The organism is Nonomuraea mesophila, assembly GCF_004352805.1.
Lineage (GTDB): Bacteria > Actinomycetota > Actinomycetes > Streptosporangiales > Streptosporangiaceae > Nonomuraea > Nonomuraea longispora.
On the sequence record NZ_SMLD01000170.1, the window covers coordinates 1 to 19,959 of the forward strand.

At 69.8% G+C, this 19,959-nt stretch carries 22 protein-coding genes and 1 tRNA gene; 18 read left to right on the plus strand and 5 right to left on the minus strand.

Annotated features, from left to right (window positions below; genetic code table 11):
• From E1295_RS39300 to E1295_RS39375, 16 genes are all read left to right on the plus strand, one after another.
• A partial coding sequence (locus tag E1295_RS39300) for a TRCF domain-containing protein (protein ID WP_342775947.1) occupies nucleotides 1-754 on the plus strand: 754 nt, incomplete at its 5' end.
• Between the two features lie 29 nt (nucleotides 755-783).
• Complete coding sequence (locus E1295_RS39305; protein ID WP_132638921.1) at nucleotides 784-1,437, plus strand: hypothetical protein; 654 nt, start codon at nucleotides 784-786, stop codon at nucleotides 1,435-1,437.
• Nucleotides 1,438-1,440: 3 nt separating this feature from the next.
• Nucleotides 1,441-2,370, plus strand: a complete 930-nt coding sequence (locus E1295_RS39310) for a nucleoside triphosphate pyrophosphohydrolase (protein WP_132638923.1) — start codon at nucleotides 1,441-1,443, stop codon at nucleotides 2,368-2,370.
• 57 nt (nucleotides 2,371-2,427) lie between these two features.
• Nucleotides 2,428-3,705 (plus strand): phosphopyruvate hydratase, encoded by a 1,278-nt coding sequence (gene eno, locus E1295_RS39315; RefSeq protein WP_132638925.1) that lies wholly within the window; start codon nucleotides 2,428-2,430, stop codon nucleotides 3,703-3,705.
• Nucleotides 3,706-3,867: 162 nt separating this feature from the next.
• Nucleotides 3,868-4,284: an FtsB family cell division protein gene (locus tag E1295_RS39320; protein WP_132638927.1), complete on the plus strand. Its 417-nt coding sequence runs from the start codon at nucleotides 3,868-3,870 to the stop codon at nucleotides 4,282-4,284.
• Nucleotides 4,274-4,762: a DUF501 domain-containing protein gene (locus E1295_RS39325; protein WP_246080894.1), complete on the plus strand. Its 489-nt coding sequence runs from the start codon at nucleotides 4,274-4,276 to the stop codon at nucleotides 4,760-4,762. Before E1295_RS39320 ends, E1295_RS39325 begins: the two co-directional genes overlap by 11 nt.
• Nucleotides 4,753-5,697 (plus strand): Ppx/GppA phosphatase family protein, encoded by a 945-nt coding sequence (locus tag E1295_RS39330; protein WP_132638932.1) that lies wholly within the window; start codon nucleotides 4,753-4,755, stop codon nucleotides 5,695-5,697. Before E1295_RS39325 ends, E1295_RS39330 begins: the two co-directional genes overlap by 10 nt.
• A 184-nt stretch (nucleotides 5,698-5,881) precedes the next feature.
• A complete protein-coding gene (locus E1295_RS39335) occupies nucleotides 5,882-7,060 on the plus strand; it encodes a hypothetical protein (protein WP_132638934.1) in 1,179 nt (392 codons plus the stop codon).
• Nucleotides 7,061-7,308: 248 nt separating this feature from the next.
• Complete coding sequence (locus E1295_RS39340; RefSeq protein ID WP_132638936.1) at nucleotides 7,309-8,103, plus strand: uracil-DNA glycosylase; 795 nt, start codon at nucleotides 7,309-7,311, stop codon at nucleotides 8,101-8,103.
• A 95-nt stretch (nucleotides 8,104-8,198) separates the two neighbouring features.
• Nucleotides 8,199-9,515: an NAD(P)/FAD-dependent oxidoreductase gene (locus tag E1295_RS39345; protein ID WP_132638938.1), complete on the plus strand. Its 1,317-nt coding sequence runs from the start codon at nucleotides 8,199-8,201 to the stop codon at nucleotides 9,513-9,515.
• Between the two features lie 79 nt (nucleotides 9,516-9,594).
• Nucleotides 9,595-10,107 carry a glycine cleavage system transcriptional repressor gene (locus E1295_RS39350; RefSeq protein WP_132638940.1) on the plus strand — a complete coding sequence of 171 codons (513 nt, stop codon included), beginning with the start codon at nucleotides 9,595-9,597 and terminating at the stop codon, nucleotides 10,105-10,107.
• A 29-nt stretch (nucleotides 10,108-10,136) separates the two neighbouring features.
• Nucleotides 10,137-10,631, plus strand: a complete 495-nt coding sequence (locus E1295_RS39355; protein WP_220449114.1) for a peptide deformylase — start codon at nucleotides 10,137-10,139, stop codon at nucleotides 10,629-10,631.
• Between the two features lie 49 nt (nucleotides 10,632-10,680).
• Nucleotides 10,681-10,753: transfer RNA gene (locus E1295_RS39360), tRNA-Leu, on the plus strand.
• 554 nt (nucleotides 10,754-11,307) lie between these two features.
• Nucleotides 11,308-12,099: a Bax inhibitor-1/YccA family protein gene (locus tag E1295_RS39365; protein WP_132638944.1), complete on the plus strand. Its 792-nt coding sequence runs from the start codon at nucleotides 11,308-11,310 to the stop codon at nucleotides 12,097-12,099.
• Nucleotides 12,100-12,264: 165 nt separating this feature from the next.
• Complete coding sequence (locus E1295_RS39370) at nucleotides 12,265-12,498, plus strand: DUF4287 domain-containing protein (protein WP_132328845.1); 234 nt, start codon at nucleotides 12,265-12,267, stop codon at nucleotides 12,496-12,498.
• A 53-nt stretch (nucleotides 12,499-12,551) separates the two neighbouring features.
• Complete coding sequence (locus E1295_RS39375; RefSeq protein WP_132638946.1) at nucleotides 12,552-12,959, plus strand: PPOX class F420-dependent oxidoreductase; 408 nt, start codon at nucleotides 12,552-12,554, stop codon at nucleotides 12,957-12,959.
• A 147-nt stretch (nucleotides 12,960-13,106) separates the two neighbouring features.
• Here E1295_RS39375 and E1295_RS39380 read toward each other — a convergent pair whose 3' ends face one another.
• The 3 genes from E1295_RS39380 to E1295_RS39390 all read right to left on the minus strand — a co-directional run bounded on the left by E1295_RS39380 (nucleotide 13,107) and on the right by E1295_RS39390 (nucleotide 16,782).
• Nucleotides 13,107-14,324: an acetyl-CoA C-acetyltransferase gene (locus E1295_RS39380; protein WP_132638948.1), complete on the minus strand. Its 1,218-nt coding sequence runs from the start codon at nucleotides 14,322-14,324 to the stop codon at nucleotides 13,107-13,109.
• A gap of 70 nt (nucleotides 14,325-14,394) precedes the next feature.
• Nucleotides 14,395-15,738: a PQQ-binding-like beta-propeller repeat protein gene (locus E1295_RS39385; RefSeq protein WP_132638950.1), complete on the minus strand. Its 1,344-nt coding sequence runs from the start codon at nucleotides 15,736-15,738 to the stop codon at nucleotides 14,395-14,397.
• 60 nt (nucleotides 15,739-15,798) lie between these two features.
• Complete coding sequence (locus E1295_RS39390) at nucleotides 15,799-16,782, minus strand: SGNH/GDSL hydrolase family protein (protein ID WP_246080896.1); 984 nt, start codon at nucleotides 16,780-16,782, stop codon at nucleotides 15,799-15,801.
• 128 nt (nucleotides 16,783-16,910) lie between these two features.
• Here E1295_RS39390 and E1295_RS39395 point away from each other — a divergent pair, with 128 nt between their 5' ends.
• Nucleotides 16,911-18,281: a cystathionine beta-synthase gene (locus E1295_RS39395; protein ID WP_132638954.1), complete on the plus strand. Its 1,371-nt coding sequence runs from the start codon at nucleotides 16,911-16,913 to the stop codon at nucleotides 18,279-18,281.
• A 46-nt stretch (nucleotides 18,282-18,327) separates the two neighbouring features.
• Here the strand turns inward: E1295_RS39395 and E1295_RS39400 are convergent, their stop codons facing one another.
• On the minus strand, nucleotides 18,328-18,789 hold the full coding sequence (locus E1295_RS39400) for an imine reductase family protein (RefSeq protein WP_132638956.1): 462 nt from the start codon (nucleotides 18,787-18,789) through the stop codon (nucleotides 18,328-18,330).
• Entirely contained in the window at nucleotides 18,753-19,181 is a 429-nt protein-coding gene (locus E1295_RS39405; protein ID WP_132638958.1) for an NAD(P)-binding domain-containing protein, read from the minus strand. Before E1295_RS39405 ends, E1295_RS39400 begins: the two co-directional genes overlap by 37 nt.
• 66 nt (nucleotides 19,182-19,247) lie before the next feature.
• On the opposite strand from E1295_RS39405, the gene E1295_RS39410 reads away from it, so the two are divergent.
• A partial coding sequence (locus E1295_RS39410; RefSeq protein ID WP_132638960.1) for an AfsR/SARP family transcriptional regulator occupies nucleotides 19,248-19,959 on the plus strand: 712 nt, incomplete at its 3' end.

A 19,959-nucleotide genomic window follows, 5' to 3' on the forward strand; every position in this document is an offset into this window, starting at 1 on the left:
GGGCAGGGAGCGCGGCTACGCCTACTTCCTCTACCCGCCGGAGAAGCCGCTGACCGAGACCGCGCACGAGCGGCTCGCCACGATCTCGCAGCACACCGAGATGGGCGCGGGCATGTACGTCGCGATGAAGGACCTCGAGATCCGCGGCGCGGGCAACGTGCTCGGCGCCGAGCAGTCGGGGTTCATCGCGGGCGTCGGGTTCGACCTCTACGTACGCCTGATGGCCGAGGCCGTGCAGGAGCAGAAGGCCAAGCTGTCGGGCGTCGCGGCGCCGGAGGAGCAGCACGACGTCAAGGTCGAGTTGCCGATCAACGCCCACATCCCGCACGACTACGTCACCTCCGAGCGGCTGCGCCTGGAGGCGTACAAACGGATCGCGGCCATCGCCTCGCCCGCCGACATCGAGGAGGTGCGCGCCGAGCTCACCGACCGCTACGGCAGGCCGCCGAGGGAGGTGGAGAACCTGCTGGAGGTCGCCAAGTTCCGCATAGCGGCGCGCTCGGCCGGGCTGTCCGACGTCACGCTGCAAGGCCAGAACATCAAGTTCGGCCCGGTGCGGTTGCAGGAGTCCCAGCAGGTCCGGCTCGACCGGCTCTACAAGAAGGCGATATACAAGCAGGCGGCGGAGACTCTGCTGGTCCCGGTTCCCAAGACCAAGCCGCTGGGCGGGCAGCCGCTACGCGACCTCGACCTGCTCAAATGGTGTGGCGATCTGGTCGAGGCGATGTTCCTCGAGCCCGCACGGGTAAGCTAGCGGCGGTTTACGGTCGGAAAGGGACGTACGTGAAGTCGATACGAGTAGCAGTGGCCGCCGCGGCGGCGGGCATCGCGCTGACCGCCTGCTCCTCGCCCATGCAGGCCGGCGCCGCCGCCGTGGTGGGAAACGAGCGCATCTCCGCGAGCGAGCTCAACGAGGAGACGAAGGCCTACGTAGCCGCCCTGCGCAACGCCAAGCTGCCTCCGCAGCTGGAGGCCGCGCTCTCGGGCAGGAGCCTTGAGGAGGCGGTGGAGCAGGAGCAGAACACACCTGCCAGCCAGCGCGTGCTGCGCCGCATGACCGACGTGCTGATGATCAAGCAGGTTCTGGAGCGCCACAACGTGCAGGTGAGCCAGGCGGAGATCGACAATGTGCTCAAGAACCCGGGGCAATACCCGTCCGCCGAGCTCAACCTGTTGCTCGGTCCCGCCGCCAGCGCGCCGCAGAACGCGCAGGACTACGGCATGGCGCTCGCCGGGCTGGAGAAGCTGCGCCAGCGGTTCGGCAGCGGCCAGGACGGCGCCGACCGGCTCACCAAGGAGCTCGGCTCGGTGAAGGTCGTCTTCAGCCCTCGCTACGGTGCGCTCAACCCGCAGCGCTCGCAGGAGAACCCGGCGATGTTCGTCGACAACGGCAGGTTCGGCAAGGCGTCCCAGCCGCAGCAGCCGCAGCAGGGTTAGCCCGTGCCGCTGATCGTCGTCACCACCTCGCCCAGGGTCGCGCCAGGCCTGCTGAGTCACCAGGCCTGGCAGGCGTTGCGCTCGGGGCCGGTGCTGACCGGTGACGCGGCCCACCCCCAGCTCCCCTACCTGGCCGAGGCCGGCGTCGAGGTCGAGGTCGTCGAGCCCGACGCGCGTGAGCTGGCCCGCAGGGCGGTCGCGGAGACGGTCGTGTGGCTGGCCGAGGACGACGAGGCCTTCATGCGGGCGGTGGGCAACGCCGCCATCGGGCTCGACGAGCCGCCGCTGATCGAGGTGGTGCCGGGGTCCTACGACCTGCCGGGGGCGCGGATGCTCGACCTGGTCGCGGTGATGGACCGGCTGCGCACCGAATGCCCGTGGGACCGCGGGCAGACGCACGAATCCCTGGTGCCGTACCTCCTCGAGGAGGCGTACGAGGTGCTGGAGACGATCGAGCAGGGCGACTATCCCGCGCTCCGCGAGGAGCTCGGCGACCTGCTGCTGCAGGTCGTCTTCCACGCGCGGGTGGCCGAGGGTTTCGACATGGACGACGTCGCCGAGGGCATCGTCGGCAAGCTCGTACGCCGCCACCCCCACGTGTTCGGCTCGGTGCGGGCCGAGAGCGCCGACGAGGTCAACGACAACTGGGAGACGATCAAGGCGGCGGAGCGGGCGGCCAAGGGCAGCGAGTCGGCGCTCGACGGCGTGCCCATGGGGCAGCCGGCGCTCTCGCTCACCGCCCAGCTCCTGCGCAGGGCCGCACGCGCGGGGGCGCCGGAGGCGCTGTCGGCCGCCGTCGGCCAGGGAGTGGCCAGGGAGCTGTTCGACCTGGCGCGCAGGGCCTCGGAGGCCGGGCTCGACGCCGAGGCCGAGCTGCGGGCCGCCGCCCGCACCTATCGGGACCGCGTACGCACGTGGGAGTCGTCGCGCTGAGCGGGCGTACCGATAGGCTCTGATGGCATATTGCCTTTCGATTTAGGAGCGCATCCCGTGGCTACCATCGAGGTCGTATACGCCCGCGAGATCCTCGACTCGCGGGGCAACCCGACGGTCGAGGTCGAGGTCGTGCTCGACGACGGCAGCACTGGCCGTGCGGCAGTGCCGAGCGGGGCGTCCACCGGCCAGTTCGAGGCGGTCGAGCTGCGCGACGGCGGCAACCGCTACGGCGGCAAGGGCGTCGAGAAGGCCGTGCTCGCCGTGACCGACGAGATCTTCGATGAGATCCACGGGGTCGAGGCCGAGGACCAGCGCATCGTCGACCAGATCATGATCGACCTGGACCGCACGCCCAACAAGGCCAAGCTCGGCGCCAACTCCGTCCTGGGCGTCTCGCTGGCCGTGGCCAAGGCCGCCGCCGACAGCGCCGACCTGCCGCTCTTCCGCTACGTCGGCGGCCCCAACGCCCACGTGCTGCCCGTCCCGATGATGAACATCCTGAACGGCGGAGCCCACGCCGACACCAACGTCGACATCCAGGAGTTCATGATCGCGCCGATCGGCGCGGAGACGTTCCGCGAGGCGGTGCGCATGGGCACCGAGGTCTACCACGCGCTCAAGAGCGTGCTCAAGGAGAAGGGCTACGCCACGGGGCTGGGCGACGAGGGCGGCTTCGCGCCGAACCTGCCGTCCAACCGCGACGCGCTCGACCTGATCCTGGTGGCGATCGAGCGGGCCGGCTACGTGCCGGGCGAGGACGTCGCGCTGGCGCTCGACGTGGCCGCCACCGAGTTCCACAAGGACGGCGTCTACACGATCGACGGCAAGGGCCTGTCGGCGCAGGAGCTGATCGAGTTCTACGCCGACCTGGTCGCGAGCTATCCGCTCGTCTCGATCGAGGACCCGCTCGACGAGGAGGACTGGGCGGGCTGGAAGGCCATCACCGAGGCGCTCGGCGACAAGGTGCAGCTCGTCGGCGACGACCTGTTCGTCACCAACCCGGAGCGGCTGGAGCGCGGCATCAAGGAGGGCACGGCCAACGCCCTGCTGGTCAAGGTCAACCAGATCGGCACGCTGTCGGAGACGCTCGACGCGGTCGACCTGGCGCACCGCAGCGGCTACCGGTGCATGATGAGCCACCGTTCCGGCGAGACGGAGGACACGACGATCGCCGACCTCGCGGTTGCGGTCAACTGCGGCCAGATCAAGACCGGCGCGCCTGCCCGTTCCGACCGGGTCGCGAAGTACAACCAGCTGCTGCGCATCGAGGAGCTTCTGGACGACGCCGCCCGTTACGCGGGTCGCGCGGCTTTCCCGCGCTTCCGGCGCTAGTTTCGGACGAGGAGACGCCGGCGCCCGGGCCGGCGCGTGCGCGGTGGCCGGCGGTCGTGACTGCGGTGGTGGTCGGCCGCGGTGGGCGGCGGCTCCTGTCGGCGGCTCCTTACGTGGCCGGGCCGCCTCCGGAGATGAGGCAACGAGCAGGGGGTGCAGCACATGGCGAAGAGACCGCAACTGACCGGACGGGCCGCCATCCTGGCCGTCGTGGTGTGCGCGATCGCGATGAGCCTGGCCTACCCTGTCCGCGAATACATCAGCCTGCGCCGCAGCATCGCGGAGGCGCTGGAGGAGAAGGCCATGGTGGAGGCGGAGCGGCAGGCCCTGCTGGCCCGTGACCGGCAGAGCAACGACCCCAACTGGATCAAGAAGACCGCCAAGGAGCGGCTGCACTACTGCGGCCCCGGCGAGAAGTGCTATGTCGTGATGAACCCCGACCGGGGCAAGGAGCAGGCGGAAGTGAAGCGGCCCGCGACGGTGCCGCCGTGGTACCAGACGCTCTGGGAGTCCGTCGAGGCCGCCGACAAGGACACCGGGCGCCGGGCGGTCACCGGGAAGGAACGTGGTGGACGCTGAAGACGCCGAGGTCGTGCAGCGGCAGCTCGGCCGGCCTCCCAGGGGGTTGCGCGGCGTGGCGCACCGCTGCCCGTGCGGCAACCCCGATGTCGTGGAGACCGCGCCGCGGCTGCCCGACGGCTCGCCGTTCCCGACTCTCTACTACCTGACCTGCCCGAAGGCGGCCTCGGCCATCGGCACGCTGGAGGGCTCCGGTCTGATGCGCGAGATGCAGGCGAGGCTGGCCACCGAGCCCGGGCTGGCGCAGGCCTACGAGGCCGCCCACGACGACTACGTCGCCAGGCGCGACCAGGCCGCGCGCGAGCAGGGGCTCGAGCCGCTGCCGCGCGACATGCAGAGCACGGGCGGCATGCCGCGGCGGGTCAAGTGCCTGCACGCGCTCGTCGCCCACGAGCTGGCGGCGCCCGGCGTCAACCCGATCGGCAGGGAGGCGCTCGACGCCCTGCCCGAATGGTGGAGTGACGGCCCATGCGTGTAGCCGCGGTCGACTGTGGCACCAACTCCGTACGCCTGCTCATCGCTGACGTCGGCGAGGACGTGCTGGACGACGTCGAGCGGCGGATGGAGATCGTCCGCCTGGGGCAGGGGGTCGACCGCACCGGCAGGCTCGCTCCCGACGCGCTCGACCGTACGTTCAAGGTGATGCGCGCCTACCGCGAGCTGATCGACAGGCACGGCGCGAGCGCGACCCGGGTCGTGGCCACGAGCGCCACCCGGGACGCGGCCAACCGGCAGGACTTCGTGACCGGCGTGCGCGAGATCTTCGGGGTGGAGCCGGAGGTCGCGACGGGCGACGAGGAGGCGGAGCTGTCGTTCACGGGCGCGACCAAGGGCCTGGTCAGCCTGTCGCCCGAGACCGAGGTGCCGCAGGGGCCGCTGCCCCCCTACCTGGTGGTCGACATCGGCGGCGGCTCCACCGAGTTCGTGGTCGGCTCCGAGCACGCCGAGGCGGCGCTGTCGGTGGACATCGGCTGCGTACGCCTCACCGAGCGGCATCTTCGTGACGGCGACCCGCCGGCGGCTCCCGCTCTGGAGGCCGTGGTCGCCGACATCGAGGCGGCGCTCGACCGGGTCGAGTCGGCGGTGCCCGTGCGGCGGGCGCACACGCTCGTGGGCCTGGCGGGCACGGTGACGACGCTGGCGGGGATGGCGCTCGATCTGCCCGCCTACGATCCTGCCCGCATCCACCATTCGCGCCTGTCGGCCGAGCAGGTGCACGACGTGACGCGGCGGCTGCTCGCGATGACGCACGGTGAGCGGGCCGCGATTCCGGTCATGCACCCGGGACGGGTGGATGTGATTGGCGCGGGAGCACTCATTCTCGACCGGATCGTACGCCGTTTTGTATTTCCGCAGGTCGTTGTTAGTGAACACGACATCCTTGACGGTATTGCGTGGTCCATAGCGCGATAGCTGAAGAAATCCGGACATTTCCGGTCTATGCATCATGTTGAGGGCGCGATCAGTATTGTGCTTGAGTAAAGGTGCATACGGGGGCTTTGCCATATCGCTGTGCACGGAAGGTGCTGGCGTGGCGACCGTTCCCGAGCGCCTCTTCCCTCAAGGAATGGAGCACACTCACATGATGTCTGTTGGGTTGGCACGTAGAGCGGCGGCGATCGGTGCGTCGACCGCGGTGCTGGCCGCCTTGGCCGCGGGTCTGGCCTCCAGCCCCGCCCAGGCGGCGACCAAGGCCACGGCCGCCTCCGCCAAGGCGAAGGCGAGTTCCAAGGTCACGGTCGCGCGGCCGAAGGCCTCCACTCGCAGTTACGAAGGTTCCTGCCCGGTCAAGGTCAACTTCTCGGCCAAGGTCAAGGTGCCTGTCAAGGGCAAGACGAAGCTGGCCTACCGATGGCTGCACGGTGACGGCTCCAAGAGCAAGGTCAAGTCGATCACGCTCAAGGGCAAGGGCACCAGGACGGTCACCCTCAAGCAGTCCATCACCTTCAAGGAGGACATCAAGAAGGGCTGGGAGGCCGTCCAGGTCCTCGGCCCGAAGAAGGTCACCTCCAAGAAGGGCTACTTCTCGGTCTCCTGCGAGGCGGAGAAGAAGCTGAAGGAAGTGCGTACGCACCTCGACCGGAAGGTGTCGGCGCGTGCCTGGGTCAACCCCAGCAGGTACGTCGGCTCCTGCAACCCCGGTGACAGGATCGGCGTCGCCGGCGTCATCAAGACCGACCGCCCGTCGTGGGTGCGTTACCGCTGGGTCCTCAACGGTGACGTCGTCGACTACGGCAAGGTCAAGGTCCACCACGCGCGCAAGGTCGGCTTCAGCTTCGCGCCGCGTCACAGCCAGCGTGGCTATGCGCAGCTGCAGGTGCTCCGTCCGGACACCGCTTACTCCAACCGCGCGTACTACAAGGTGTGGTGCAAGGACGACAAGCCGTCCTTCCCCGCGCCTGACCACCGCGCCAAGGTGAGCGCGTCCGCTTCGGCGTCGACCACGAACTCGTGCTCGCTGAGCGCCTCCGGTACGATCCGCTCGACCGGCGCTGCCCGGGTGAAGTGGAGCTGGACGCTCAACGGTGCGACCGTGTCCAGCGGTGTGGCCGAGTTCGGCCGTCGCGGCGGTTCGGAGAGCGTCTCCTTCTCGAAGGACAAGCTGACGGGCCGGCACGCCCACGGCGGCAACGTGACGCTGTCGGTCTCGGGCCCGAACAACAGCGACTCCTCCACGAGTGGCTACGCGCCCTGCGCTGTTCCGGCTCCGCTGCCCAAGGCGACTCCGACCGACTCGCCGTCGCCGGTGCCTTCGCCTCCGGCCAGGGACAAGTAGTCCGAATGATCGGCTGCGGCTGAACCGAGAACCGGGTGGTGCCTCCAGGCGCCACCCGGTTTCTTGTCGGCACTACTACGCTGTGCACCGACTTCGAGTGTCACGGCTGCTCGGTCGACCGGTCGTGCGGCGAGCCGATTCTCAACCGCTGCCCGCTGCCGCTGACGGAGCAGACCTTCTCCGACCCGGCCCGCCCGCGCCGGCGCCGAGTCCTCGAGAAGACGCGCTGATCGGGCACCATCGGTGTCATGAGTTTCGTACCTCCCGGCACCGGATGGCCGGGCGACCCGGCGACCCCTGACACCCCCGTCGCGCTCGACCCCGCGGACGTACGCCGCCTGGCCGCCTCCAGCGACACCCTCGCGGAGCTCACGGCCAGGCAGTCGGTCTGCCGGGCCTGTCCCCGCCTGGTGGAGTGGCGGGAGGAGGTCGCGAGGGTGCGGCGGCGCGCGTTCGCGGACGAGACGTACTGGGGCCGTCCCGTCCCCGGCTGGGGCGACGAGCACCCGCGGATCCTGATCACGGGGCTCGCGCCGGCCGCGCACGGCGGCAACAGGACCGGCCGCATCTTCACCGGCGACCGCAGCGGCGACTGGCTGTTCGCCTCGCTGCACCGCACCGGCCTGGCCGCGCAGGAGACGAGCACGCACGCGGGCGACGGGCAGCGGCTGATCGACACGCGAGTGGTGGCGCCGGTGCGCTGCGCTCCTCCGGCGAACAAGCCGACGCCGGAGGAGAAGAGCACCTGCTTCCCGTGGATGGCGCGGGAGGTGAGACTGGTCGCGCCGGACGTGCGGGTGGTGGTGGCGCTCGGAGGCTACGCCTGGCAGGCGGTGTGGCCGGCGCTCAAGGACGCGGGCTACGCGCTGCCGCGCAGCAGGCCGCCGTTCGGGCACGGGGCAGAGGTCGAGATCGCGTACGACGGTGTGCCCGTCACGCTGCTCGGCTGCTACCACCCGAGCCAGCAGAACACCTTCACCGGCAGGGTCACTGCCCAGATGCTGGACGATCTGTTCTCCCGTGCCAGGTCACTGGCGGTGTGACGCGTCGCACCATGCCAGGGATGGATTCCCCGTACGTGCTTGGCGTAGGCTTGTGAATGCTTTCACAAGCACTCCACGAGGGATGTGGCCTCAGGATGAACCAGCACATTCTCATCGTCGGCGGAGGATACGTCGGCCTCTACACAGCGCTCAGGCTGCAGCGCAAACTCCACCGTGAGCTGCGCAGCGGCGAGGTGCGCGTCACGATCATCGATCCCCAGTCCTACATGACCTACCAGCCGTTCCTCCCCGAGGCGGCGGCCGGCAACCTCTCCCCCCGGCACATGGTCGCGCCGCTGCGGCGCGTGCTGCCGAAGGTGCACATCCTCAACGGCACGGTGACCAAGGTCGACCACGCCGAGCGCACCGTGACCTTCCAGCCCGCCGAGGGCGAGCCGCGGCAGGTGGCCTACGACGTGATCGTCATGGCCGCCGGGTCGATCTCGCGTACGCTGCCCATCCCCGGGCTGACCGACATCGGCATCGGCTTCAAGACCGTGGGCGAGGCCATCGCGCTGCGCAACCGCGTGCTGCACCTGCTCGACGTGGCCGAGTCGGCCGACGACCCCGAGGTGCGGCGCAGGGCGCTCACGTTCGTCGTGGTCGGCGCCGGCTTCGCGGGCGTGGAGGCGCTCGCCGAGCTGGAGGACATGGCCAAGCACTCGACGCGCTACTACCGCAACATCGGGCCGTCCGACCTGCGCTGGGTGCTGGTCGAGGCCACCGACAGGGTGCTGCCCGAGGTCGGTCCCGAGATGGGCAGGTGGACCCTGGAGCAGCTGCGCGAGCGCGGCATCGACGTCCGGCTGAAGACCCGCCTGGAGTCGTGCGAGGGCGGCCACGTGGTGCTCTCCGACGGCGCGGAGTTCGACGCGGAGACCCTCGTGTGGACGGCGGGCGTCAAGCCCAGCACGGTGGTCGGCGACAGCGACCTGCCGCTCGACGAGCGCGGCCGGATCAAGGCCACGGCCATGCTGACCGTCGCGGGCACGCAGGGCGCCTTCGCGGCCGGAGACGCGGCCGGGGTGCCGGACGTGACCGACCCAGGGAAATACTGCGCGCCGAACGCCCAGCACGCCGTGCGCCAGGCGAAGGTGCTGGCGGACAACGTCGTACGGTACCTGCGCGGGCAGGAACTAGTGCAATACCGCCACAAGTATGTCGGATCGGTGGCGGGGTTGGGCCTGCACCAAGGCGTCGCGAACGTCTATGGCGTCAAGCTTCGCGGATTCCCTGCATGGTTCATGCACCGCACTTACCATCTGTCGCGGGTGCCGACGCTGAACCGCAAGGTCCGCGTCGTCGTCGACTGGACCCTGGCCCTGTTCTTCAAGCGGGAGACGATCTCGCTGGGTGAGATGGAGCACCCGCGGGACGGCTTCAGGGCCGCGGTGGCGACGACTCGCCGTTAGGCCGGGAACGGCAGCGCCCCGGTGGTTCTCGCCGGGGCGTGCGGCGCCCCTGGTCGCATGAGCGGAAGGGGAACCACGGGTGGGGCTCTCAGCGGTGACCGTGCTCGGCGTGGACCGACCCGGCGTGATCGCCGCAGTCACCGGTTCGCTCGCCGACTGCGGGGCGAACATCCAGGACTCGACCATGACGCTGCTCGGCGGCCACGTGGCGATGATGTTGCTCGTGTCGGGAGAGGTGGACACGGCCGAGCTCAGCAAGCGCCTGTGCGCGCCCGACCTCGTGGTGACGGCCTCGGCGATCGAGGCGCGCCGCCACTTCTGCGACGACGGCGGCGGTCTCGGCTACGTGCTCACCGTCCACGGCCCTGACAGGCCCGGCATCATCTCCGCCATCAGCGCCGTGCTCGCGGCCGACGGGGGCAACATCACCGGCATGAGCACCAGGCTCACCGGCCGGCTCTACGTGCTGATCGCCGACGTCGAGCTGCCGAAGGAGGTGGACGTGGCGGCGCTCATGCGCAGGCTGGCCGCCGTCGGCGCAGGCCTCGACTCCGAGATCACCTTCCGTCCCGTCGAACCGGACCTGTTGTGACCCGGCCGGCGGACGGAAGCCCCTGCGAGGTGATCGACGCCCCGCACCCGCTGCTGTCCGCCTCCGCCGAACCGGTGGACCCGACCGCCCCCGAAGTCGTGGCTGCCGCCGCCGATCTGCTCGCCACCCTGCGCCACGAGCCCTCCACGACCGGCCTGGCAGCCCCCCAGATCGGCCTGAGCTGGCGCCTGATCGCCTTTGACGCCGGGCGCCACCCTGGAAGCCGGTCGTGGACCGGAGAGCTCGTGGTGGCCAATCCACGGCTCGCGACGGCCGCCCGCTGGGACCACCTGCGCGAGGGGTGCGTGTCCGTCCCCGGGATCACCGCCGACGTACGTCGTGCGACGCGCATCACCGTACATGGGCATTTGCCAGGCACGGGCGAGCCGGTCACCATCGAGGCGGATGCCGTGGAAGCTCGTTGCATTCAGCACCAACTGGACCATCTGGACGGTCTACTCTTCTTGGACAGAGTGGTGGGAGCACTATCACTTCACCGCAGTCATCACAGTTGTGACGGCTGATGCGAAGTTGTGCTCCTCGGAAGCATGGTCCGTTTCGTATGATTGCGGCGCCCCCGTAGCCCAATGGCAGAGGCAAACCCCTTAAAAGGGTTGACGTGCGGGTTCGAATCCCGCCGGGGGCACCTGCCATCTTCGCCGCCTTTAGGGCTCTGACCTGGAGGTTCGCCGCGATCGTCGGACGAACCCCTTCGATCGTTTCCCCGTTGATATCAATTTGTTACGGAGTTGTCGCGTTCCCTGTGCTCCGTCGCTGGTGGACGGCCACGTCCGGGGGCCGCGATCTCGTCCGCGCACACGTACGGCCGATTGCGCTCCTTGAAAAACTTCTGGAGAGCGCGATCATATTGACAAACCGCCCGCCTTCTGCTTTCTGTGTCCCTCGGGAGTTTCTTACCGTGAATGGTTGACTACGGAATACAACCGGTCGGCCCTTTTCTCTAGGAAAAGGCGCCGCGCGCCATCATCACGCACCGGAAGGGGTTCGTCACGGACCCCGGGGACGGGCTCCGGACGGCGGGGCCAGGACGGGCGCGCGAGCTCGCCGCTGACCTTGGGAACTCCGGGCCGGACACGTTCGTTGTCAACGCTGCCGAAGTCCCGAACCAACATCGATCTGACGCGTCAGTTGACCAAGGTGCCGCCAGGCCCCGTAGGCTCGGCGTCACAGGAGGCAGCGATGGAGAGCAAGAACCCCGTATTCAGCAGGTCGCGGCAGCAGGCCGCGGGCTGGGGCGGGCCCACCCCGTCACCCGACCAGTTGCAGAACATGTACGACGCGCCGTCGTACGCACCGCCGGCCAGGCCCGCTCACCGGACCATGACCCTCGATGACGTCGTGGTGCGCGGGTTCCTCACGCTCGGGGTGCTCGTCCTGGCCGCCGCCGCGGCCTGGGTCCTCAACGTGCCGCCCATGGTCGCCATCGGCGCGGCCATCGTCGCACTGATCATCGGTTTGATCGCGTCGTTCACGATGAGCACCAACCCGGCGCTCATCCTGGGCTACGCGGTGTTCGAGGGCATCTTCCTCGGCAAGATCAGCTCCGTGTTCGAGGGCGCCATCAGCGGCATCGTGCTCCAAGCGGTGCTGGGCACGGCATTCGCGTTCGGCGCGGTGCTGACCGTCTATTCGTTGCGCATCATCCGCGTCACGCCCAAGCTCGTGAAGTTCGGCATCGCCGCCGCCATCGCGGCCATCGGCCTGCTGCTCGTCAACCTGATCGTCGGCCTGTTCAACGACGGCGGGCTCGGCCTGCGCACCGACAGCCCGATCGGCTGGGCCTTCAGCATCGTCATGATCCTGATCGGCTGCTTCTTCCTGCTCCTCGACTTCGACGCCATCGAGCAGGGCGTCAAGCAGGGCGCGCCGGAGAAGTTCGCCTGGCAGTGCGTGTTCGGGCTGACGCTCAGCCTCGTGTGGATCTACCTCGAGGTGCTGCGCTTCGTCAGCTACTTCAGCAGCAGCGACTGACGTTCGTCCCCGCATCATCCGGAGGGCTCCGCCGCCAGGCGGGGCCCTCTCTGTGTGCGACCGAAAATCTACCCGCCGTCACAAAATGATGCCTGACTCAGGGCTTGCCATTCGCACGCCGGTGTTGCAGTGTCAACGAAAGGAACCTTAAACGCGGAGGTGCCCATGTCCTTGAACCACTCACCGGAGACGCAGACGAAGCTGATCGCAAGGGTCCCGGCCATAACGGGACGCGAACTCCCAGAGTGGTTCCAAGCCATCGACAACGGCCCGAGCTTCCTCAGATGCGCCGAGCGGGCCAACTGGCTCGCCGACGAGCACGGGCTGACCCACGGCTACGCCGCCGCGATCGTTCACGAGCACGAGCGGCACCGCCGTAACCGCATGGGCTTTGTCTAAGCCCTACCATCCTCGCGCCCGTGTGCTGCACACGGGCGCGACATCATGAGGGGATGGACGTCGACAAGGCACTCGCCTTCCTCCGCACCCACCATCACGCCATCCTCCTCACCAGACACCCCGACGGGCGCCCGCAGATGTCGCCGGTCGTCGTCGGCGTTCAGGACGGCCACATCGTCGTCAGCACCAGGGAGACGGCGGTCAAGACGCGCAACGCCCGCCGCGATCCCGGCGTCTCGTTGTGCGCCTTCACCGACCGCTTCTACGGTGACTGGATCCAGGTGGACGGCACGGCCGAGATCATCTCGCTGCCCGAGGCCATGGACCACCTGGTCGCCTACTACCGCGACATCTCGGGGGAGCACCCCGACTGGGACGACTACCGCGCCGCCATGACCCGCGAGCGCCGCGTCGTCCTGCGCATCACCCCGACCCGCGCCGGCCCCGACCAGCACGGTTAGGCGGCGGGCCGGCGGTTCACCACGGAGACCGGGCGACGGGGGCTCGCGTCGCGGCGAGCCCCCTTCACCCGGTCGGCGGCCGTTCCCCCTTGAGGTGGCCGGCCGCGTGCGGCGACCGGACGGCCGCCGCCTGCCGTACGGACGAGATCAGGACAGGCGCTCCAGCACCATCGCCATGCCCTGGCCGCCGCCCACGCACATGGTCTCGAGCCCGATGCTCTTGTCGTGGTGCTGCAGGCTGTTGACCAGCGTGGACGTGATCCGGGCGCCCGTCATCCCGAACGGATGCCCCACGGCGATCGCCCCGCCGTTGACGTTGAGCCGGTCGAGGTCGATCCCGAGGTCGCGGTACGACGGGATCACCTGGGCGGCGAACGCCTCGTTGATCTCCACCAGGTCGATGTCGTCGATCGCCATCCCGGCCCTGGTCAGCGCCTGCTTCGAGGCCTCCACCGGGCCGAGCCCCATGATCTCGGGCGACAGCCCGGTGACCCCGGTGGACACGATCCTGGCCAGCGGCGTGATGCCGAGCTCCGCCGCCTTGACGTCGCTCATCACGACGACGGCGGCGGCCCCGTCGTTCAGCGGGCAGCAGTTGCCCGCCGTGACGGTGCCGTCGGGGCGGAACACCGGCGCCAGGGTCGAGACCTTCTCGTAGGTGGTGCCGGCGCGCGGGCCGTCGTCCTTGCTCACCACGGTGCCGTCCGGCAGGGTCACGGGTGTGATGTCCTTCTGCCAGAACCCGTCGGCCAGCGCCTTCTCCGCGAGGTTCTGGGAGCGTACGCCGAACTCGTCCTGCTCCTGGCGGGTGACGCCCTTGACCTGGGCGAGGTTCTCGGCCGTCTGCCCCATCGCGATGTAGATGTCGGGCACGTCGCCGTCCTGGCGCGGGTCGTGCCACTGGCGTCCGCCCTCGGCGAAGGCCTGCGTGCGGGCCAGGGCGTCGCTGAAGGCCGGGTTCTGGGTGTCGGGCAGCGAGTCGGAGTTGCCCTTGGTGAAGCGCGAGACGGTCTCCACGCCGGCGGACACGAACACGTCGCCCTCGCCCGCCTTGATGGCGTGGAAGGCCATCCTGGTGGTCTGCAGCGAGGAGGAACAGTAGCGCGTCACGGTGGTGCCGGGCACGTCGTCGAGCCCCAGCAGCACCGCCACCACGCGGGCCATGTTGAAGCCCTGCTCGCCGCCGGGCAGGCCGCACCCCAGCATGATGTCGTCGATGGACGTGGGATCGAGCTGGGGCACTTTGGCCAGCGCCGCCTGGATCATCTGCACGGTCAGGTCGTCGGGCCGGATCTCCTTGAGCGACCCCTTGAAGGCTCGTCCGATGGGGGAACGCGCGGTTGCGACGATGACTGCCTCGGGCATGGCCCCTCCTTTGTCGGCGCTAATAGTAGAACTATATTCCAGTTCTACGCGCAAGCCCCGACTGGCCACGCTATCCGTACATTCCCGGCGCTGTGGCGGTGTGGTCGTTCACGGCGTGGATCGTCCCCTTCTCGTCGCGCCACAACCGCCAGCCGTCCTGGCTGCCGGTGAACCAGGCCGGCGGCGCGGAGGCGGGCGAGACGCGCTTGCCGGTGCCGAGGTCGTATTCGCAGACGGCGGCCGTCGAGTAGAAGCCCGGCGCCTGCCCGCGCAGCGTCAGCGGCTTGGGGTCGGTGACGCAGAACGACCACCCGCGTTGTTCCTCCACGGGCACCTGCTTGCCGGTGACGAGGTCGAAGGCCGAGCCCTTGGCGTTGTGCTGGAGGAAGCCCAGTTTGTCCATCTGGTCGGGGAAGGCCAGCCACCAGCCGGAGCCGGGCACGTCGGAGGCCGTGACCTGGCCGATCACCCGCCCGGTCTCCGAGTCGAGCCGGGCGAAGCCGCCGTAGGCGCCCTGCCGGTCGACCGGGCGGACGACCGGCGCGTAGCCGGGGTTGCCGCTGGGATAGACGCGTACGACCGAGGGCCGCATCCAGTTGATCGTCCCGTCGGCGATCTCGATGGAGAACAGCCCGAACGTCGAGATCTTCTTGGTCCGCGGGTCGGTGTAGGGGGCGACGTAGCCGATGAGCCTGCCGCCCGTCGAGCCGAACGCCCACCCGCCCGACATGTCGATGCCGGGGCCGAGCGCCTGCTCGATGGGCTGCTGCCACTGCAGCTTGCCGGTCTTGAGCTCGTACGACTCGATCATGGGGTTGGCGGACAGCCGCAGCAGCAGGACCCGGCGCGCGTCGGACCACTCCACCTCGGCGATGCCGGGCAGCTTCCACAGCTGCCTGCCCGTGGTCGGGTCGAGCACCACCATGCGGGCCTTGGCCAGGGCGGTGTGCTCGGACAGGCAGACGTAGGGGCCGCAGCGTTGCGGCCCGAACGTGGAGTGCACCGGCCTGGTCCACTTGCGCACCCCGGAGTAGGCGTCGCGGGCGACCAGGGTGGCGTTCCAGGCGCCCTTCTTGGCGGGATCGAGCGCGACGACCACGCTCTGGCCCTTGGAGGTCTCCACGACCGCGGGGGTGGAGACGCCCATGCCGGGCAGCCGGCCGGCCATCGTGGCAGGGTAGGCCCACAGGCGTTTGCCGTCGCGCAGGCCGATGGCGACGGTTTCGAGTGTGCCGCCGGGCTTCAAAGACGTGGTGGCAACCACCCCGCCGGCCACCGCCATCCGGCTGACGGCGTTGACGTCGGCGTTGTGCCAGGTCGGGAAGCTCGTCGTGGCAGCGTCGCTGCCGGAGCATGCGGTCGCGGCGAGGATTCCCGCGAGGGCGATGGACGATTTCCACAGGGGCCGGAGCACAGGCAATTCACTCCAAAGAGGGACGAGGAGTGACGGCTCGGGCTCGGAGGGTGACCGCGGTCAGGCGTCGTTGAGCGGCTCGCCGAGCCGACGGCGGAACAACGTCACCCACTTGCCGTGCAGGCCCGTCGCCCGCCCGTCGACCCGGGTCGCGGTGACCTCGGCGCCGGGCTCCTCCGCGGCCGTAGCCGCCGCAAGGTAAATCGGTTGCAGTGCTTCGCCACGTGCGGGTGTGGGTTCAGGCCACAACTCCAACGCAGCGCACACTGACGGTAGCACCGCGTAAGCGGCCTGTGCGTAACCTCGGTCAGATGGATGGAATCGATCCGGTCCGAACATTTCTGTCGGATTTGTCGCGAACTCTGGCCCCAGAACGTCCGCGAACGCCACCGTACGGCCGCCCGCGTCCACCACCGCCACGGTCTGCGCCGCCGCGAGCTGCCGGCTCCAGCGCCGCGTCACCCAGCGCAGCGGCTGCGCGATCGGCCGCACCGTGCCGAGGTCGGGGCACGTGCCCACGACCACCTCCGCTCCCGCGTCCCGCAGCCGCCGCACCGCCTTGGTCAGATGGCGTACGGCCGTCGCCGGGGGTGTCTGCGTGATGATGTCGTTCGCCCCCACGAAGATCACCGCCACGTCGGGGCCCATGGGCAGCACGGCGTCGACCTGCTCTCCCAGCTCGGCCGACGGGGTGCCCGACCTGCCGACCACGAGGAGGCGCACCGGCCGCTCCGCCACCGCCGCCAGGCCGTTGGCCAGCAGGACGCCGGGGGTGTGGCCGGGCTCGCTCACCCCGAGCCCCACGGACGTGGAGTCGCCCAGCATGGCCAGCTTCAGCGGCGGGCCGGGGTAGTCGCCGTAGGTGCCGTCGCAGACCGGTCCGTCCAGGCCGTGCGGCTGCCCGATGACCCTGCGCGCGAGCATCCCCTCGGCGATCAGCAGTCCGTACGCCGTGGCGCCCAGTGCGGTCAGCCCGCCGCCTCCGAGTGCCGCCGCCGTCGCGATCCTCCGTGCCGCCCGCGCCACGCCAGCTGCCCACACCACGTACGTGACCTCCCCGGTCGAACTCGGCGGTAGCGTTTGCATGAAAACTAACCGAGGCCCCGCCACCCCCTGGGGACCTCGGCCACAGGCAAGCTGATCAAGCTTCGGCAAAGAAGGTGAACACCTCGGTGCGCGTTTACGATTCCCTGGTCGACCTGATGGGGAACACTCCGCTCGTCCGGCTGCACAAAGTCACCGCGGGAGTGCCCGCCCAGGTGGTCGCGAAGGTCGAATACTTCAACCCAGGCGGTTCGGTCAAGGACCGCATCGCGGCACGCATGATCGAGGCCGCCGAAGCGTCCGGCGAACTGCGTCCCGGAGGCGTCATCGTCGAGCCGACGTCCGGCAACACCGGCGTGGGCCTGGCCATCGTGGCGCAGCAGAAGGGTTACCGCTGCCTGTTCGTGGTGCCCGACAAGGTGGCCCAGGACAAGATCTCCGTGCTGCGCGCCTACGGCGCCGAGGTCGTCGTCTGCCCGACCGCCGTCTCGCCCGACCACCCCGACTCCTACTACTCGGTCTCCGACCGGCTGGCCCGCGAGGTGCCCAACGCCTGGAAGCCGAACCAGTACACCAACGTCAACAACCCCGACTCCCACTACCACTCGACGGGTCCCGAGATCTGGGAGCAGACCGACGGCCGCATCACCCACTTCGTGGCCGGCATCGGCACCGGGGGCACGATCAGCGGCACGGGCCGCTACCTCAAGGAGGTCTCCGACGGCCGAGTGAAGATCATCGGGGCCGACCCCGAGGGTTCGGTCTACTCGGGCGGCTCCGGGCGGCCCTACCTCGTGGAGGGCGTCGGGGAGGACATCTGGCCGGCCACGTACGACACCAAGATCTGCGACGAGGTCATCGCGGTCACCGACAAGGAGTCGTTCACCATGACCCGCAGGCTCGCCCGCGAGGAGGGGCTGCTGGTCGGCGGCTCCTGCGGGATGGCCGTGGTGGCGGCGCTGCGGGTGGCGGCCACCGCCGGGCCCGACGACATGGTCGTCGTGCTGCTGCCCGACGGCGGCCGGGGCTACCTGTCCAAGATCTTCAACGACGACTGGATGGCCGACTACGGCTTCCTGCGGACCTCGTCCGATGAAGGGGTGGTCGGCGACGTGCTGGCGCGCAAGGGGCCGGGGCTGCCCGAGTTCGTGCACGCGCATCCGTACGAGTCGGTCAGCACGGTCATCGCGATCATGCGCGAATACTCGGTGTCGCAGCTTCCCGTGATGAAGGAGGAGCCTCCCGTCATGGCGGCCGAGGTGGTCGGGTCCATCGTCGAACGCGATCTCCTCGAAGCCCTCTATCACGGCAGGATCTCCTCTGACGACACCATCGCCGATCACATGTCAGCGCCGCTACCCACGATCGGCAGCGGTGAACCTGTGGCGCGTGCGGTCGAAGCGCTGGAGAAGGCCGATGCGGCCGTTGTGCTGGAAGACGGCAAGCCCGCCGGCCTGATCACCAGGCACGATCTGCTCGCCTTCCTCGCCAACCACTGAGCCCCCGTTCCCAGGCCGCCGCCCGGCGGCGGCCTGGGACGGCCGGTCAGGGCTTCCTGATCGACTGGATCACGGTGCTGATGCCCTCGTCGCCCCGCCCTTCGGCGACGGCCCGGTCGAACAACGCATGCACCGCCCTCGGCACCGTGGTCTCCAGCCCGGCCTCCTCCAGGGTCTCCACGACGTGGCCCATGCCGATCGCCTGCATCTGCATGGTGTTGTCCTCTCCCGGGTGCACCCCGGCCGCGACCTCGGTCGCGATGATCTTGGCGAAGCCCATCGGGCCGTCGCTGCCCAGCTGCGTGAACGTCTCCTGCGCGAACGGCAGGAACTCCTCCGGCGAGACCCCCGCCGCGCGCATCAGGGCCAGGGCGTGCATGAAGGTCGTCAAGCCCGTGAAGAAGATCATCAGCTGGGCCTGGTAGTACGTCATCGCCAGGCCCTGATCGGCGCCCACGTACGTGACCTCGCTCAGCGCCTCCAGCGTGGCCGCGTGCCGGTCGAGCACGTCCTTGGGGCCGCTGTAGAACGTGTACGCCCCCGGCCGATCCCGGGCGGCGGAACCATGATGCCGCCCGTGACCAGGACGCCGCCGCGTCCCTCCACCCAGCGGGCCGCCGCGCGCAGCTCCTCCGGCGTACCGGAGCTGAGGTTGACCACCACCCTGCCGTCCAGCCGGGCGTCCCCGAAGCTGTCGTACATCGCCTGGTAGTGGGTCTGGCTCACCACCAGCAACTCGCCGTCGACCGCCGTCGCCGCCCGCCTGGCGCCCTTGGCGGCCAGCGGTCCGGCCTTGCTCTCCGTACGGTTCCACACCGCCACCCCGTGGCCCGCGGCCAGGAACGTCTCCGCCATCTTCGAGCCCATCGGGCCCAGTCCCACGACTGTCACATCACTCATGCCCGCCACCCTGCGGCACGGCGCTTCGGAATTCCTTCGGGCACGCTACGGGTTGGTCCTGATGTGGTGCGTTTCGCGGTGCTCGGCCCCCTGGAGGTGCGGGCGGAGGACGGGTCGCCCGTACGGGTGGCCGAGTACAAGGTGCGCGCGCTCCTCGCCGACCTGCTCGCCCACGGGGGCGGGCCGCTCACGCCCGACCGGCTCATCGACGACCTCTGGGGCGCGCGGCCCACCCGCAACCCGGCGGGCACCCTGCAGGCCCGCGTCTCCCAGCTGCGCCGCTCGCTCGGCGATCCCTCCCTGGTCACGCTTGGGCCCGGCGGGTACGCGCTGGCCGCTCACGACTGCGACGCCGCCCGTTTCCGCGCGCTGCTCGCCCGCCGCTCCACCTGCCCCCACGCGCGTGCGGCGGAGCTCGACGAGGCCCTGTCGCTGTGGCGCGGCCCCGCGTACGCCGACTTCGCCGACGCGGGTTTCGCCGCGGCCGAGGCGGCGAGCCTTGAGGAGGCGCGACTGGCGGCGCTGGAGGAACAGGCGGAGCTGCACCTCGCGCTCGGCCGGCCCGTGGACCTCGCCGCCCTGGTGGCCCGTCACCCGCTGCGCGAACGGCTGGTGGCCGCGCACATGAAGGCCCTCTACCGGGGCGGGCGGCAGGGCGAGGCGCTGGCGGCGTACGGGGAGCTGCGTGACAGGCTGGCGGAGGAGCTGGGCGTGGACCCGTCACCGGACGTCGCCGCGCTGCACCAGGCGATCCTGCGCCACGCCCCCACCCTCACCC

Coding starts and splice junctions, on each gene's coding strand:
- E1295_RS39320 (WP_132638927.1), top strand. CDS start 3,868: ATGGCGAAGAGACCGCAACTGACCGGACGGGCCGCCATCCTGGCCGTC.
- E1295_RS39330 (WP_132638932.1), top strand. CDS start 4,753: ATGCGTGTAGCCGCGGTCGACTGTGGCACCAACTCCGTACGCCTGCTC.
- E1295_RS39340 (WP_132638936.1), top strand. CDS start 7,309: ATGAGTTTCGTACCTCCCGGCACCGGATGGCCGGGCGACCCGGCGACC.
- E1295_RS39345 (WP_132638938.1), top strand. CDS start 8,199: ATGAACCAGCACATTCTCATCGTCGGCGGAGGATACGTCGGCCTCTAC.
- E1295_RS39365 (WP_132638944.1), top strand. CDS start 11,308: ATGGAGAGCAAGAACCCCGTATTCAGCAGGTCGCGGCAGCAGGCCGCG.
- E1295_RS39370 (WP_132328845.1), top strand. CDS start 12,265: ATGTCCTTGAACCACTCACCGGAGACGCAGACGAAGCTGATCGCAAGG.
- E1295_RS39375 (WP_132638946.1), top strand. CDS start 12,552: ATGGACGTCGACAAGGCACTCGCCTTCCTCCGCACCCACCATCACGCC.
- E1295_RS39380 (WP_132638948.1), bottom strand. CDS start 14,324: ATGCCCGAGGCAGTCATCGTCGCAACCGCGCGTTCCCCCATCGGACGA.
- E1295_RS39405 (WP_132638958.1), bottom strand. CDS start 19,181: ATGAGTGATGTGACAGTCGTGGGACTGGGCCCGATGGGCTCGAAGATG.